Genomic DNA, 14,876 nt, shown 5'->3' on the forward strand with positions numbered 1-14,876 from the left:
AAGGCCACAGCCGAGACCCAACGAACCAACCAGCCAACCAGCCAACCAGCCAGGAGATCTTGAGATGCGTACGCTGATCAGCACCGCTTTCGTTTCGCTCGACGGCGTCGTGGAGGCCCCGGGCGGCGAGCCCGGCTACCGGAACTCCGGCTGGACCTTCAAGGACGTGGAGTTCCTCCCCGAGGCGTTCGAGATCAAGGGCCGCGAGCAGCAGGAGGCCGCGGCGATGATGCTGGGCCGGGTCAGCTACGAGGCGTTCAGCGCCGTCTGGCCGGGCATGGAGGAGTTCGCGGACTACAAGGTGATGCCCAAGTACGTCGTCTCCACCAGCCTCACCGAGGGCGACCTGGTGTCGGACTGGGGCGAGACCACGATCCTGCGCTCTCTGGACGAGGTGGCCGCGCTGAAGAAGACCGAGGGCGGACCGATCATCATGCACGGCAGCGCCGCCCTGAACCGGAGCCTCTCCGACGCCGGGCTCATCGACCGCTACCACCTGCTCGTCTTCCCGCTGCTGCTCGGCGCGGGCAAGCGGCTGTTCAGCGAGACGGACAAGGACGCCCAGAAGCTGCGGCTCGTCGAACACGAGGCATACGCCAACGGTCTGCAGAAGAATGTCTTCGACGTCGTCCGCTGACGCCGGCGTCCACTCCGAGAGAGGGCAGGCAGCAAGTGGCGATCATCGACGCGTGGATGCAGCACCCCACGCTCCGGCACTCCAACCACGAGATGTTCGAGTCGCTGCGCCGGTGGACGGGCATGGAGTCGCTCGACGAGCAGCTGCCGGTCGAGGTCACCGTGGCCGCGATGGCCGCCGCCGACGTCGAGATCGGCCTGTCGGCGGCCTGGTACGGGCCGCAGGGGCCGCTGATCAGCAATGACGAGGTGGCCGAGTTCGTCGCCCGGTCCCAGGGGCGGCTGCGCGGGGTCGCGGGCGTCGACCTCACCCGGCCGGTCCGGGCCGTGCGGGAGCTGCGCCGCGCGGTGGAGGAACTCGGCTTCGTGGCCCTGCGGGTCGTGCCGTGGCTGTGGCAACTGCCGCCCACCGACCGGCTCTACTACCCCTTGTACGCCGCCTGCGTCGAGCTGGGCATTCCGTTCTGCACCCAGGTCGGGCACACCGGCCCGCTGCGGCCCTCCGAGACCGGGCGGCCCATCCCGTACATCGACCAGGTCGCGCTCGACTTCCCCGAACTGACCATCGTGTGCGGGCACATCGGCTATCCGTGGACCACGGAGATGATCGCGGTGGCCGACAAGCACGCCAACGTCTTCATCGACACCAGCGCCTACACCACGCGCCGCTACCCGCGCGAACTCGTCGACCACCTGCGCGGCCGGGGCCGCGGGAAGGTGCTGTTCGGCTCGAACTACCCCATGATCACCCCGGCCAAGGCGCTGGAGCACCTTGCCGAACTGGACCTGGACGAGGAGGCCACCGAGCTGTTCCTGTCCGGCAACGCCCGGCGGGTCTTCGCCCTCTGAGCCGTTCGGCCCACCCATCTCCCTACGAAGGTGGGGGTGGCGCTGGCACCAGCCCGCGACGGGTGGCTGCCCGGCTGCTCGCCGGATCACCCAATCCATACGCTCGTCTACATGTTGAAGCGAACAGCACACGCAGCCATCGCCGCCGCTCTCGCCACCGGAGCCGTCGCATCCCTGGCCGGCCCGGCCACCGCCGCCGCCACCGGCGCCGCCCGCGGCGACTCCGGCCCCTCCGTGGTGCGGACCGACAAGGGCGCCGTACGCGGCACGGTCACCGACACCGTGCGCACCTTCGAAGGCATCCCCTACGCCGCCCCGCCCACGGGCGAGCGGCGCTGGGCGCCCACCGCGCCCGCCAAGAAGTGGCGGGGGACCAAGGACGCCGACCGGCCGCGCTCCGCCTGCCCGCAGGCCGGTCTCGTCGCACCCGCGGGGCCCGCGTCCGACGACGAGGACTGCCTCTTCCTCAACGTCACCACCCCGCGCGTCAACCCCGCCAAGCCCCGTCCCGTCATGGTCTTCCTGCACGGCGGTGACCACACCGACGGCGAGGGCGCCATGTACGGGGCCCAGCGGCTCGCCGCGCAGGGCGATATGATCGTCGTGACCGTCAACTACCGCCTCGGGGCGCTGGGTTACCTCGCCCATCCCGACCTGGAGAAGGGCGCCCGGCGCGGCGAGTCCGGCAACTACGGCTTCCTCGACCAGCAGGCCGCCCTGCGCTGGGTGCGGCACAACGCCTCCGCCTTCGGCGGCGACCCCGGCAACGTCACCCTCGCCGGCGAGTCCGCGGGCTCCTACAGCACCTGCGCCCACATGGTCGCCCCCTCCTCCGCGGGCCTCTTCGACCGGGTCGTCTCACAGAGCGGCCCCTGCGCGGGCACCGACGGCAGGACCGGCCGGGAGGCCGCGCTGCGGCAGGGCGAGGGGACGGCGGCCGACATCGGGAAGCAGCCCGGCGTGCAGGACTGGCGCAAGGCGCCCGTCAAGCATCTGATCCATCCCTTCGGGCAGGGCCCGCGCTACACCCCCGTCTACGGCGGCGAGTTGCTGCCGCGCACCCCCAAGGAGGCGTTCGCCACCGGCAAGTTCAACAAGGTCCCGGTCCTCCAGGGCATCAACCGCGACGAGGAGCGGGCGATGGTCTACGGCATGGAGCTCGCCAAGAAGCAGACCACCGGCGATCCGAACGCGACGATCGACGCGACCGACTACCGAACCCGCCTGGAGGACGAGTTCGGTAAGGAGAAGGCCGCGGCCATCGCCGATCGCTACCCCGTCAGCGCCTATGACGACACCCCCGCGCTGGCGCTCGCCGCCGCCCTGACCGACGCCCACTTCGCCGGGCCCGCCGTCGACACCGGCCGCGCGCTCGCGGCCCACTCCCCCACGTACTCCTACGAGTTCGCCGAGACGAAGACCCCCTGGTACGCGGACCCGGCGTACCCGAAGCCCGGTTTCCCGGCCGGCGCGGGACACGTGTTCGAGCTGCCGTACCTCTTCGAGATGGACGACTACGAGAAGCTCGACCCCGCCCAGCGGGGCCTGTCCGACGCGATGATCCGCATCTGGACGGACTTCGCCCGCACCGGCAAGGCACCCTGGAAGCCCACCACCCCCACCGAACCGAACACCCAGGCCCTCGCCTCGGGCCCCGGCGGCATCCACCCGGTGGACTTCGCCAAGAACCACCGCTACGACTTCTGGAAGTCCCTGCCGTCGAGGTAGCCCCTCGGAGGTGTCTCAGACGTTGCGGCCGTGCTCCTCCACCGCGATCCGGGCCAGCTTCGTCAGCATCATGCCGTTGCGGACCGCGACCGCGTAGTCCACGGGCAGTCCGTGCATCCGGGTGCCGGGGCCTCGCAGGGGGTGCCATTCGAGGAGGAAGAGGGTGTGTTCGGCCCAGGGGATCAAGGTCATGGCGATGCGGGCCGCGCCGAAGGGGCCTGCCTTCGCCTCCAGCTGCAGGCGGCTGCGTGGTTCGCTGATGCGGACGGTGACCGTGTCGTCCAGGGATAGCCTGCCGACGCCTACGCGCACCCGCAGGCGGGCGCCCACCGCGGGCCAGTGCGGGTCGGCGGACAGGACCTCCTGGGTTCCCGTCACCCACTCCCCGTACCGCCGGCCGTCGGACAGCAGGTTCCAGACCTCGGAGGGCGAGGCCAGGATCAGGCGGCGGTTCCGGGACACGCTGACCACACTCCTCTGAGTGGTATGGGGCAATTTTCGCACTTTGCCGGTTGAGGCACCTTCCGGGACGGCCACTGCCGGGCCGCACGGCCTGTGCGAGGGTGAACGCGTACCCCGATCGGAAGGAGCCGCATACCCATGGCAGCCACCGCAGCGGACCTGGCCCTGGACGTGACGTCAGGGCTGAGGACGGGTGACATCGAGAGTCTCTACCAGGACCTGCATCGCCACCCAGAGCTCTCCTTCAAGGAGCACCGCACGGCAGGGCTCCTGGCCGACCGGCTGCGGAGTGCCGGGTACGCGGTGACCACCGGCGTGGGCGGCACGGGCGTCGTGGGCGTCCTGGAGAACGGTGACGGGCCCGTGGTGTGGCTGCGCGGCGACATGGACGCGCTGCCGGTCACCGAGACCACGGGGCTCGCGTACGCCTCCACCGTCGACGGCGTCATGCACGCCTGCGGCCACGACATGCACGTGACCTGGCTGGCCTTCGCCGCCGATGCGCTCGCGGCAGGGCGGGAGACCTGGTCGGGCACCCTCGTGGTGATCGGGCAGCCCGCCGAGGAAGCGGGCGGTGGCGCGAGGGCCATGGTCACCGACGGGCTGCAGGAACGCTTTCCCCGCCCCGACGCGGTCTTCGGCCAGCATGTCGCCCCTGGTCCCGCGGGCTTCGTCGCCCACACCCCGGGGCTGATCATGTCGGCCGCCGACGACCTGCACATCGTGGTGCACGGGGTCGGTGGCCACGGTTCGCGCCCCGAGGCCACCGTCGACCCGGTGCTGACCGCCGCCTACATCGTCACGCGGCTGCAGAGCATCGTGTCCCGTGAGGTGTCCGCCTCCGAAGCAGTGGTGCTCACCACGGGTCAGTTCCACGCGGGCCAGCGGCCCAACATCATCCCCTCGGAGGCCCGGCTCGGCCTCAACCTCCGTACGCAGGACGAGAAGGTGCGCGAGCGGGTCCTGGCCGCCGTCCGCCGCATCGTCGAAGGCGAGTGCCAGGCCGCCGGGTGCCCCACGCCGCCCGAGGTGACGCGGAGCGTCGGGTTCCCCGCCACGGTCAACGACGCGGCGCTCGACGCGGAGATCGCGGCCGTGCACCGCGAACTCTTCGGCGCGGGCAGCGTGTTCGACTTCGGGCCCGCGATGGGCAGCGAGGACTTCTCCCTCCTCGTGCCCACCGGAGTGCCCTACGACTTCTGGTTCGTGCCCTCGACGCCGCAGGACGACTGGCAGGCCGCGGCCGGTCAGGAGCTCGGCGAGAAGATCACCGCGGTGCCGGGCAACCACAGCCCCCTGTTCGCCCCGGACCTCTCGGTGCTGCTGCCGGGCGTCCGGACGCTGGTGGGCGCCGCGTTGCGCAAGCTCAGCACCTGAGGGCGCCGCCTTCAGGTTCCTTGCGCGTGGGGACGGTGTGCGGCGTGCGACGGGTGGTCCAGCAGGCGGTCGATGTCCGCCTCGTCGTAGCCGAGTTCGGCGAGTACGTCCCTGCTGTGCAGGCCGAGCGTGGGCGGGGCGGTGCGTACGACGGGGCGCACGCCGCGGAAGCTGACGGGGAAGGCGACCTGCTGGAGCGGGCCCACTTCGGGGTGGTCGACCTTCTGGACCATGCCGAGGGCCTCGGTCTGCGGGCAGTCGTAGACCTCGTCGAGGGCGCGGATGGCGGCGACGGGGACGCCTCGCGGTCCCAGCAGCGCGCACCAGTGGGCCACGGTGTCGTCGACGAGGACCGCTTCCAGCTTGGCGTTGAGGGCCACCCGGTGGGTGACGCGGGCGCGGTTGGTGGCGAAGCGCGGGTCGTCGGCCCACTCGGGGTGGCCGAGGGTCTCGCTCAGGCGGCGGAAGAGGCCGTCGCTGCCGACGGCGATCACGAAGTGCCCGTCCGAGGCGGCGTAGGCCTGGTAAGGGACGAGGCTGGGGTGGCCTGAACCCAGCCGGGTGGGCCGTTCCCCGGTGGCGAAGTAGCCGGTGGCCCAGTTGATGTGCAGGGCGAGCTGGGACTCGTACAGGGAGGTCGTCACGTACTGGCCGCGTCCCGTGCGCTCGCGCTCGACGAGGGCCGAGGTGACGCCGACGAGACCGAAGAGGGCGGCGCCCAGGTCGCCCATCGCGTAACCGGCCTTGACGGGCGGCCCGTCGGGCTCGCCCGTGAGGGACATCAGGCCCGCGCTCGCCTGGGCGACCATGTCGTAGCCGGGCTCGTCGCGCAGCGGACCCGTGTCGCCGAACGCCGAGATGTGCAGCACGACCAGGCGCGGGTAGCGCTCGCTGAGGGCGCGGTGGTCGAAGACGTCGGCCAGGGAGCTGCCGGGGCGGAAGTTCTCCACCCCGACGTCGGCGTCGGCGAGCATCCGGTGGACGGCCTCCTGGCCCTCGGGGGACTTGAGGTCGAGGGTCACCGAGCGCTTGTTGCGGTTGGCCGCCAAGTAGTAAGTGGCGTCGGGGCCGTTGAAGGGCGGGCCCCAGGCGCGGGTGGGGTCGCCGCCCTGGGGGTGCTCGACCTTGATGACGTCCGCGCCCAGGTCGGCGAGGGACATGGTGACGTACGGTCCCGCGAGGATCTTGGAGAGGTCGACGACCTTCGTTCCGGCGAGGGGGGACGCGGGGCGGGGCTCATCGTGCATGCGGGGCGGCCTCCTTGGCCATGGCGAGCGGGACCCGGCCACCGTCGGCCGGGCCACGCCGGTGACGATACGGCGCCCGCCGTGACGGGGACGAAAGAGCTCCACCGGCAATTCGCCTGATCGTCTTCCCCTGTCCGCGCCGGTATGGGAGAACGCTCGGATGTGCGATGACGAACTGATACCGCCCCGGGCGGACTTGACCGAGAAGCAGTGGCTGCAAGCCGACCCGCCGCTCGCCCGGGACCTCGCCGCCACCTGGGGGCCGCGGGGCCGCACGCTGCACCGGCGCACGCTGCTCGGTGGCGCCGCGGCCGGAGCCGCGCTCGCCGCCCTGCCGTTCGGGGCGCGGCAGGCCTCGGCGGCGCAGGCAGCGGCGAAGTTCCCGTTCCCCCACGTGCCGAACCAGAAAGGGGAGTTCGCCGTCCTGGTCACCGGCGACGCGGGCACCGGCGGTGAGGAGCAGCTGGCCGTGACCGAGGCCGCCCGGCGGGTGTGCCGCGACGAGGGGATCGCGCTGGCGGTCGGCCTGGGCGACAACATCTACGAGAACGGGCCCGAGTCCGACCACGACTCCGAGTTCCGCACGAAGTTCGAGACACCCAACACCGGCATCGACGTCCCCTGGCTCATGGTCCTCGGCAACCACGACTGTTCGGGCCTGATCCCGGGCAGCGGCGGCGACCCCTCGCGCGGGGACCGCGAGGTCTCCTACGCGTCCTCGTCGCCGCGCTGGTACATGCCGAGCCGCTACTACAACGTCACGCTGCCGTCCGCCGAGGACCCGGGCAGCACGGGCGACCCCGTGGTGGAGTTCTTCGCCCTGGACACCAACCCCGTCGCCTCGACCGTCGCCCAGACCTCGCCCCACTACCGGTGGGACGGCCCCTACATGCGCGCCCAGCGGCAGTGGCTGGACGCCGCGCTCGCCGCGTCCCGGGCGCGCTGGAAGGTGGTTCTTGGCCACCACCCCTACCTGAACAACGGGAAGCACGGCAGCGCCGGTTCGTACGACGGATTCGTCATCGGCCACTACACGAGCGGGATCCACCTCAAAGAGCTGTACGAGCAGGTGGTGTGCGGCCGGGCCGACCTGATCCTGTCGGGGCACGACCACACCCTCCAGGTCCTTGAGCCCACACCCCGCACGGCGGGCACCCGGCAGATCGTCTGCGGGGCCGCCGCCAAGTCCGGTGACGGAAGGGCCCACTTCGGGCACCCCGCCGCCTGGCAGAACTTCTCCGACGTGGGGTTCATGGTCCTGAAGGTCTCCGGGCGGGCCATGACGGTGGACACGTACACGGTCGACGTGCCCACCCGGATCGCGCGCCTGGCCCACACCTCGACGACCTCCGCCGCGGTCGCGGGCCGCAGCAGCGTGGGCTAGGGCCTGGTGGCGTTCCCCGCCACGTTCCTGGCCCACAGCACGAGCGGGACCTGGAGCGGGAGGCGGCCGATCGCCGCGGCCCTGAGCGGGGCGGGGCGGTGGCGCCAGTCCACGGCCATCTGCACGTTGGCGGGGAACACGCCCACGAAGAAGGCCGCCGTGGCCAGCGCCGCGGTGCGCCGGGTGCGGGGCAGCGCCACGCCCGCCGCCAGCGCGAACTCGACCGCGGCGCTCGCGTACGTCCAGGTGCGGGGTGATCCCGGCAGGACACGCGGCACGGTGGCGTCGAACGGCTTCGGGGCGGCGAGGTGGGCGACCCCCGCCCCGGCCAGCAGACCGGCCAGGAGCAGGGGGGAACGGGGCACCAGCGACATGCGGCCTCCTCGGGCGGGGATGAGGAGGCCGACCTTACTCGACAGTAAGTTTTGCGTCACCGGGTCCTGGAGGGTCGCTACGCCTCACAACAGCCGGGCGCCGCGCCTCGCGAGGTAGGCGACCGGATTGACGTCGGAGCCGTAGCCGCGCCTGGCCCGGATCTCCAGGTGGAGGTGGGGTCCGGTGGCGCGTCCCGTGGCCCCGCTGCTGCCGAGCCGGTCGCCGGTGCCGATGCGGGCCCCCTGGCGCACCGAGATGCGGGAGAGGTGCCCGTAGACGGCGTAGTGCCCGTCCCGCAGCCGCACCGTCACCGCCTTGCCGTACGCGCCCGACCAGCGCGCAAGGACCACGGTGCCCGCGCCGACGGCGTGCACCGGGGTGCCCTGGGGGACGGCGAGGTCGATGCCGGTGTGGTGCCCGGCGACCCAGTTGCCCCGTACTCCGTACCGGGCGGTGACGCGGAAGCGTCTGCGGAGCGGCAGGGCGTACCTGCCGGGAGGCCCTTCGGGGGCGAGGGCGCGGTCGTCGGGGATCGCCTCGTCCGCCTCGGCGAGGGCCTCCTCGAACTCTTCGTCGTAGCCTCCGGCGCCGCAGCCGCCGTCCGATTCGGCGGCGGCGTGCGGCGCGGGTCCCGCCACGGTGAAGGCGCCGCCGGCCATGAGGACCGCGGCGACGCTCAGTACGTCACGTCGTGTGGTGCCCGCTTCACGCGGGCTGTCTATGTCGTAGCCCATGACTGCCAGCACACTGGCGACGGGCCGGGCGCGCACGCCGAATGCGCCGCATGGCGTAATGCCCGCGGCGCCCCGGCCCGCGCCCGCGCCGCGGTCAGTCGGAGCTGGGGCGGTACACGGTGAGCGCTTCGGGGAGCTTGTCCAGGAGCAGCGCGGCGGGCGCGGGGGCGAGTTCACCGTCGTACGCCATCTGGGTGCCCTCCGGCAGGCCGGAGATGACCAGGCGCTGGGCCTTGGCGGACGCGTACACACGGGTCTTGGCCAGTTGGCCGGCCAGCGCCGCGACGAGGAGGCGGGTGCGCGCGAAGTGCCCGCCGTGCGCGATACGGACGTCGAGCACCCCGTCGGCCAGGTCGTGCCTGCGCACCGGGGCGATGCCGGCGCTGCGGTAGGCGCCGTTGCCCGCGAAGAGCAGCCACATCGAGCGGGCCTTGCCGTTCACCACCGCGCGCAGCGGTCGCCCGGTGTGCAGGATCTGGGCGACGCCGAGCAGCGACGCGGGCGGACCGCCGATCTTCGGGGACCACTCCTCCCTGATGCGGACGAGGTCGGGGTAGGCGCCGAGGCTGAAGGTGTTCAGGAAGTAGACCGGGTCGGCGTGCGTCCCGCCCTCGGGTGCGGTCCCGGTCAGGGGCTTGATCCGGCCGACGTCCGCCCGTACGGCACTGCCCTCGACGAGGGCGATGCAGGCGTCCGTGACCGTGTCGACGCCCAGGTCCGCGGCGAAGTGGTTGAACGTACCGCCCGGCAGCACCATCAGCGGCACGTCGAAGCGCAGGGCGGGTGTCACGGCGGCGTTCACCGTGCCGTCTCCGCCGCACACGCCGAAGACTCCGCCGCGCCGGGCTGCGTCCCTGGCCGCTTCCTCCAGGACCTTGGGCAGCGGGCCCGCTTCCTCCTCGTACAGAATCACCTCGGCACGGGGCAGGGCCGTCTTCAACTGCCGGACGGGGTCCATGAGTTGCGGCTGGGCCCCGGAGGAGGGGTTCACCACCACGATCAGGCCCTCGCCGTCCGGCAGCGCGGGCGCGTCCGTGCGGGGCCGCGCGGGCGGCGGCATCTGCGCCCTGGAGGGCACCATGCCGCGCACCGCGTAGGCGGCGCCCACGCCCAGGGCCGCGCCGACCAGGACGTCGCTGGGGTAGTGCACACCGGTGTAGACGCGGGAGAAGGCCACCGACGCCGCGACCGGGGCCACGGCGGCGCCGAGCCCCTTCGCCTCCAGCGCCACGCCCGTGGCGAAGGCCGCCGCCGACGCCGCGTGCCCCGAGGGGAAGGAGCTGGTGATCGGCTGGTGGGAAAGGTGCCGTATCACCGGCACCGCGTCGAGGACCGGCCGTGAGCGGCGCACCGCGCTCTTGCCCAGGGTGTTGACCGTGGCCGACGCCAGCGCGAGCGAGGCGACGCCGCGCACCGCCGCACGCCTGCCCCGCGCACCGCCGAACGCCCACATCCCCGCCGCGATGCCGAACCACAGCAGCCCGTGGTCGGCGCTCCGGCTGAGCCGTGGCAGGACGGGCTGCGCCGCCGGCCAGGAGCGGGCCGCCACGCGGTGGAACGCGAGCCGGTCCGTGGCGCCGAACAGTCTGCGGATGTGCGGCCTCGGAAGATCACTCATGAAGGCCCTATACCCCCGCACGCCCTTCGCACCGCACACATCTTGCGCGGTCGGTGTGACGTTCACTTCAATCAGTCATATGGCAGCCCCCCGCCCCACCCCACAGGCCCCACCGCAGCGGCCCTCCGAGCTGCCGCCGACCGCGTGGGCCGTGCTCGGCCTGCTCTCCTTCCCCGGGGAGCGCACCGGGTACGAACTGAAGAAGTGGGCGGACGCCTCGCTCCGGCACTTCTACTGGTCGCCCGCCATCAGCCAGATCTACGCCGAACTGCGCCGCCTCGAAGCGCTGGGGTACGCCACGTCCCGGCGCTCGGGCCCCGAGGAGCCCCGCGCGAAGCGGTCGTACGCCATCACCGCCGAGGGCCGTGCCGCGCTCGTCGGATGGGCGGGGGGAGCCGATGACGCGGGTCCGCCCGTCCTGAAGCATCCGCTGCTCCTGCGGGTCTGGCTCGGGCACCTCGCGGCGCCCGGCCATCTGCGGGCCCTGGTGTGCGAGCACATCGCGCATACGCGCGGCGAGCTGAAGGAGGTCCATGACGCGCTCGCCCGCGCGGCCGGCGAGCAGGCGTGGACGCACCCGCAGATCGCGCTGCGCTGGAGCGGACGGCGCCTAGAGGCGGAGATCGAACTGGCGGAGGCGATGCTCGCCGACCTCACGGAGATGGCCGCTCTCACGGAAATGGCGGCGCCGACGTCCGCCGGGCGCACGGAATCGGCCAATTCCACGCGCCCCGGTCAACTCCCCGAGGACTCGCCCACCCACGGGTGACGTGGCTCGCGGCGCGGGGCCCCCAGCCGGTAGGACGGGCGGGGTCAGCCGACCCCGCCGTATGGAGCAATGCACCTGTGACCACCCGTGCCGTCCTTGTCGCCGCCGTCATCACCGGGCTCCTCCTCGGCATCGTGGGGAGCAGAGCGGACGACTCCGATTCCTCGTGGCACCGTCGTACGGGCGGTTCCTTCGCGGAGGCGGGCCGTTAGGCTGCGACCTTGCCGCGTGGCACCCCCTGTCCTCGCCGCGTGGCCCACCGAGCCGCCGTCGACGGAAGCGAGTGAACCTTGAACTTCCTCACCATCGGTCACCGCGGGGTCATGGGTGTCGAACCCGAGAACACCCTTCGGTCCTTCATCGCCGCGCAAGCCGCGGGCCTCGATCTCATCGAGCTCGATCTGCATCTGAGCAAGGACGGCGCCCTCGTCGTCATGCACGATGCCGACGTGGCCCGTACGACCGACGGCAAGGGACCGATCGCCGAGAAGACCCTGGCCGAGCTGCGGGAGCTCGACGCGGGTCGCGGCGAGCGCATCCCCGTCTTCGAAGAGGTCCTGGACGCCGTGCGGGCGCCGCTCCAGGCCGAGATCAAGGACGTGGCCGCCGCCCGCGCCCTCGCCGAGGTGATACACCGCCGGGATCTGGTCGGCCGCGTCGAGGTGATCTCCTTCCACGACGAGGCGATCGCCGAGATCGCGCGCCTGGTCCCCGGCGTGCGCACCGCCCTTGTCGCGAGCCGCTTCGGCACCGACGTCGTGGAGCGCGCCACGGCGGTCGGCGCCACGACCCTCGTCCTGAACATCAGGCGCCTGACCCTTGAGATCGTCCAGCGCGCCAAGAAGGCCGACCTGCGGATCATCGGCTGGGTCGTGAACTCGCAGGACGATCTGCGGCTCGTGCGCGCGCTGCAGCTCGACGGCGCGACCACGGACTATCCGGAGATCAAGCGGACGGGCCGCTTCACGGCCTGACCCGGCGCGCGTCCGCCGTCAGGCGAGGGGCTTGACCAGCAGCTCGAACTCCAGGTCGTCCCGCTGCGGAATGCCGAACCGCTCGTCGCCGTACGGGAAGGGAGTCGTCTTTCCCGTACGGCGGTAGCCGCGCCGCTCGTACCAGGCGATGAGGTCGTCGCGTACGGAGATCACGGTCATGTGCATCTCCCCCACGCCCCACGCCTCGTGGGCGGTCCGCTCGGCCTCCGCCATGATCACCTTGCCGAGGCCGGCGCCCTGGAGCGCCGGGCTGACCGCGAACATCCCGAAGTAGGCGTGCTCGCCGCGGTGTTCGAGCTGGCAGCAGGCGACGATCTCGCCGCCGCGCTCGACGGCGAGCAGCTTGCTCGCGGGCGACTCGATGACGTCGACGACACCCTGCGGGTCGGTCCGCTGCCCCTGGAGGATGTCCGCCTCCGTGGTCCAGCCCGCCCGGCTTGCGTCACCGCGGTACGCCGACTCGATGAGCGAGACGAGCGCGTCGACGTCCGCTTCGGTGGCGTCGCGGAAGGTGAGGTCGCTCGTGCCGGGGCGCGGGGCGGTGTCCATGGGACGGGTTCTCCGATCTCTCTGGCCCACCGCTGTCGGGCGCGGCGTGGGCAGGGCACCGTCGAGCCTATCCCCCCACTAAGGTGCGGCTGCATGGTGCATGTACTGAGCAGCAGGACCCTTCTCCGACCCACCGACCCCGAGCGCTCACGGTCGTTCTACGGCGAGGCGCTGGGCCTCTCGATCCACCGCGAGTTCGGTACGGGACCCGAGCGCGGCACGGTCTACTTCCTGGGCGGCGGCTTCCTCGAGGTCTCCGGCCGCGCGCAGACCCCGCCCGCGCCCGGCCTTCAGCTGTGGCTCCAGGTGGCGGACGCGCGGGAGGCGCACGCGGACCTCGTGGCGCGGGGCGTGGAGGTGGTGCGGGAGCCGGTGAAGGAGCCGTGGGGTCTCATCGAGATGTGGATCGCGGACCCGGACGGCGTCAAGATCGTCATCGTCGAGGTGCCGGCGGACCATCCCCTGCGGTATCGGCCCGGCATCTGAAGCCGCAGGCCTGAAGCTTGAGGCTGGTCCGGGGTCCGAGGGTCCGAGAGTCCAGGGTCCGAGGGTCCAGAAGTGGTCATCCGGTGGTTCGGGAGTAGTCGTCCGGCGGTTCGGGGGTACCCGGGACCCCGGCCGGCGCACCCGACGTGCGCGGGCCCGCCCCTCGTCGGAGGATTGACCGGACCCCTCGCCCAACCCTGGAGCGATCTCTTATGCAACGTCCCCGGATTCTGATCATCGGCGGCGGTTTCGCCGGTATGGAGTGCGCGCACAAGCTGGAGCGGACGCTCAAGGCGCAGGACGCCGAACTGCGGCTCGTCAGCCCGCAGGACCATCAGCTCTACCTGCCCCTGCTCCCCCATGTCGCGTCGGGCGTGCTGACCCCGCAGTCGGTCGCGGTGCCGCTGCGCCGCATGCTGCGCCGTACCGCGATCGTGCCGGGCGGTGCCATCGGGGTGGACCCGCACGCGAAGGCCGTGATCGTACGGAAGATCAACGGCGAGGAGGTCGTGGAGCGCTACGACTACCTCGTCCTGACCCCGGGCAGTGTGACCCGGCAGTTCGACATCCCCGGTGTCGACCGCTACGCCGTGGGCGTGAAGACGCTGGCCGAGGCCGCCTGGATCCGCGACCACGTGATCTCGCAGCTCGACCTGGCCGCGGCGAGCTCGGACCGGGCCGAGCGGGAGGCCCGGCTGCAGTTCGTGGTCGTCGGCGGCGGGTACGCGGGAACGGAGACGGCGGCCTATCTGCACCGTCTGACGAGCGCCGCCGTCAAGCGCTACCCGGGGCTCGACGCGTCGCAGATCAAGTGGCATCTGGTGGACGTGGCACCGAAGTTGATGCCTGAGCTGGGCGACCGGCTCGGCGAGAAGGCGCTCGCCATAGTGCGGCGGCGCGGGATCCACGTGTCGCTGGGGGTCACGGTCGACAAGGCCACCGAGGACACCGTCACGCTGACCGACGGGCGCACGCTGCCCTGCCACACCCTCATCTGGACCGCCGGTGTCGCGCCGAGCCCGCTCATCGCCACGCTGGGCGCCGAGACCAACCGGGGCCGCCTGGTCGTCGCCCCGGAGCTGACGGTGCCGGGCCTGGACGGCGTGTTCGCGCTCGGCGACGCGGCGGCCGTCCCCGACCTCGTCAAGGGCGGCGACGCGACCTGCCCGCCGACCGCTCAGCACGCGATGCGGCAGGGCTGGGCCGCCGCGAAGAACGTCACCGCGGCGCTGCGGGGCGCGCCGCTGACCCCCTACCGGCACAAGGACATGGGCCTGGTCGTCGACCTCGGCGGCATTCAGGCCGTGTCGAAGCCGATGGGCGTGCAACTGACCGGTCTTCCGGCCCAAATCGTCGCGCGTGGCTACCACTTGGGGGCGCTGCGTACCGTCACCGCGCGTTTCCGCACGGCCGCGAACTGGGGGCTCAACGCCCTCGCGGGCGACGACTTCGTACGGACCGGGTTCCAGTCCCAACGGCCCGCCACGCTCAAGGACTTCGAGCTGACGGACGTCTATCTCTCGCCCGAGGAGATCCACGCGCGGGTGACGGCGGAGGTCGCGGGGCGTTCGATGGCCCCCGAGAAGCCGCAGTTCCCCTAGAGCCGCAGGTCCGGCAGGGCCGCACAGCGAGTTCGTACAGAAGCCGGTGCTCGGACGGAGCGAGTG

Annotated in this window: 16 protein-coding genes; 10 read left to right on the plus strand and 6 right to left on the minus strand. The window is 72.2% G+C overall.

Annotation, left to right across the window (positions count from 1 at the left end; translation table 11 throughout):
* The first annotated feature begins 64 nt into the window (after positions 1-64).
* The 3 genes from ACFUPX_RS25285 to ACFUPX_RS25295 all read left to right on the plus strand — a co-directional run bounded on the left by ACFUPX_RS25285 (position 65) and on the right by ACFUPX_RS25295 (position 3,213).
* Positions 65-637: a dihydrofolate reductase family protein gene (locus tag ACFUPX_RS25285; RefSeq protein WP_383326860.1), complete on the plus strand. Its 573-nt coding sequence runs from the start codon at positions 65-67 to the stop codon at positions 635-637.
* Positions 638-672: 35 nt separating this feature from the next.
* Positions 673-1,485 carry an amidohydrolase family protein gene (locus tag ACFUPX_RS25290; protein ID WP_383326863.1) on the plus strand — a complete coding sequence of 271 codons (813 nt, stop codon included), beginning with the start codon at positions 673-675 and terminating at the stop codon, positions 1,483-1,485.
* Positions 1,486-1,596: 111 nt separating this feature from the next.
* Positions 1,597-3,213: a carboxylesterase/lipase family protein gene (locus tag ACFUPX_RS25295; protein WP_383326866.1), complete on the plus strand. Its 1,617-nt coding sequence runs from the start codon at positions 1,597-1,599 to the stop codon at positions 3,211-3,213.
* Between the two features lie 15 nt (positions 3,214-3,228).
* On the opposite strand, the gene ACFUPX_RS25300 is transcribed toward ACFUPX_RS25295, so the two are convergent.
* On the minus strand, positions 3,229-3,675 hold the full coding sequence (locus ACFUPX_RS25300) for an SRPBCC family protein (RefSeq protein ID WP_383326869.1): 447 nt from the start codon (positions 3,673-3,675) through the stop codon (positions 3,229-3,231).
* 138 nt (positions 3,676-3,813) lie between these two features.
* On the opposite strand from ACFUPX_RS25300, the gene ACFUPX_RS25305 reads away from it, so the two are divergent.
* Positions 3,814-5,052 carry an amidohydrolase gene (locus tag ACFUPX_RS25305; protein ID WP_383326872.1) on the plus strand — a complete coding sequence of 413 codons (1,239 nt, stop codon included), beginning with the start codon at positions 3,814-3,816 and terminating at the stop codon, positions 5,050-5,052.
* Positions 5,053-5,063: 11 nt separating this feature from the next.
* Here ACFUPX_RS25305 and ACFUPX_RS25310 read toward each other — a convergent pair whose 3' ends face one another.
* Positions 5,064-6,299: a CaiB/BaiF CoA transferase family protein gene (locus ACFUPX_RS25310; protein ID WP_383326875.1), complete on the minus strand. Its 1,236-nt coding sequence runs from the start codon at positions 6,297-6,299 to the stop codon at positions 5,064-5,066.
* Between the two features lie 160 nt (positions 6,300-6,459).
* Here ACFUPX_RS25310 and ACFUPX_RS25315 point away from each other — a divergent pair, with 160 nt between their 5' ends.
* Positions 6,460-7,683 (plus strand): metallophosphoesterase, encoded by a 1,224-nt coding sequence (locus ACFUPX_RS25315; RefSeq protein WP_383326878.1) that lies wholly within the window; start codon positions 6,460-6,462, stop codon positions 7,681-7,683.
* Here the strand turns inward: ACFUPX_RS25315 and ACFUPX_RS25320 are convergent.
* The 3 genes from ACFUPX_RS25320 to ACFUPX_RS25330 form a co-directional block, all read right to left on the minus strand.
* Complete coding sequence (locus ACFUPX_RS25320) at positions 7,680-8,057, minus strand: hypothetical protein (protein ID WP_383326881.1); 378 nt, start codon at positions 8,055-8,057, stop codon at positions 7,680-7,682. The genes ACFUPX_RS25315 and ACFUPX_RS25320 overlap by 4 nt on opposite strands.
* 84 nt (positions 8,058-8,141) lie before the next feature.
* The gene (locus tag ACFUPX_RS25325; protein ID WP_383326884.1) at positions 8,142-8,792 is read right to left on the minus strand and encodes a M23 family metallopeptidase; all 651 of its coding nucleotides are present in this window, start codon (positions 8,790-8,792) and stop codon (positions 8,142-8,144) included.
* 94 nt (positions 8,793-8,886) lie between these two features.
* Positions 8,887-10,410 (minus strand): bifunctional phosphatase PAP2/diacylglycerol kinase family protein, encoded by a 1,524-nt coding sequence (locus tag ACFUPX_RS25330; protein ID WP_383326887.1) that lies wholly within the window; start codon positions 10,408-10,410, stop codon positions 8,887-8,889.
* Between the two features lie 79 nt (positions 10,411-10,489).
* Here ACFUPX_RS25330 and ACFUPX_RS25335 point away from each other — a divergent pair, with 79 nt between their 5' ends.
* From ACFUPX_RS25335 to ACFUPX_RS25345, 3 genes are all read left to right on the plus strand, one after another.
* Positions 10,490-11,179, plus strand: coding sequence for a PadR family transcriptional regulator (locus ACFUPX_RS25335; RefSeq protein WP_383326890.1), 690 nt, complete (start codon positions 10,490-10,492; stop codon positions 11,177-11,179).
* A gap of 77 nt (positions 11,180-11,256) precedes the next feature.
* A complete protein-coding gene (locus ACFUPX_RS25340) occupies positions 11,257-11,391 on the plus strand; it encodes a hypothetical protein (RefSeq protein WP_383326893.1) in 135 nt (44 codons plus the stop codon).
* A gap of 78 nt (positions 11,392-11,469) precedes the next feature.
* Positions 11,470-12,153: a glycerophosphodiester phosphodiesterase gene (locus tag ACFUPX_RS25345; RefSeq protein ID WP_383326895.1), complete on the plus strand. Its 684-nt coding sequence runs from the start codon at positions 11,470-11,472 to the stop codon at positions 12,151-12,153.
* 18 nt (positions 12,154-12,171) lie between these two features.
* Here ACFUPX_RS25345 and ACFUPX_RS25350 read toward each other — a convergent pair whose 3' ends face one another.
* The gene (locus tag ACFUPX_RS25350; RefSeq protein WP_383326898.1) at positions 12,172-12,723 is read right to left on the minus strand and encodes a GNAT family N-acetyltransferase; all 552 of its coding nucleotides are present in this window, start codon (positions 12,721-12,723) and stop codon (positions 12,172-12,174) included.
* 93 nt (positions 12,724-12,816) lie between these two features.
* Here ACFUPX_RS25350 and ACFUPX_RS25355 point away from each other — a divergent pair, with 93 nt between their 5' ends.
* Both ACFUPX_RS25355 and ACFUPX_RS25360 read left to right on the plus strand, forming a co-directional pair.
* Positions 12,817-13,209: a VOC family protein gene (locus tag ACFUPX_RS25355; protein ID WP_383326901.1), complete on the plus strand. Its 393-nt coding sequence runs from the start codon at positions 12,817-12,819 to the stop codon at positions 13,207-13,209.
* A gap of 212 nt (positions 13,210-13,421) precedes the next feature.
* A complete protein-coding gene (locus tag ACFUPX_RS25360) occupies positions 13,422-14,810 on the plus strand; it encodes an NAD(P)/FAD-dependent oxidoreductase (protein ID WP_383326904.1) in 1,389 nt (462 codons plus the stop codon).
* Positions 14,811-14,876 lie beyond the last annotated feature (66 nt).

Source organism: Streptomyces sp. NPDC057302, from assembly GCF_042667685.1.
Lineage (GTDB): Bacteria > Actinomycetota > Actinomycetes > Streptomycetales > Streptomycetaceae > Streptomyces.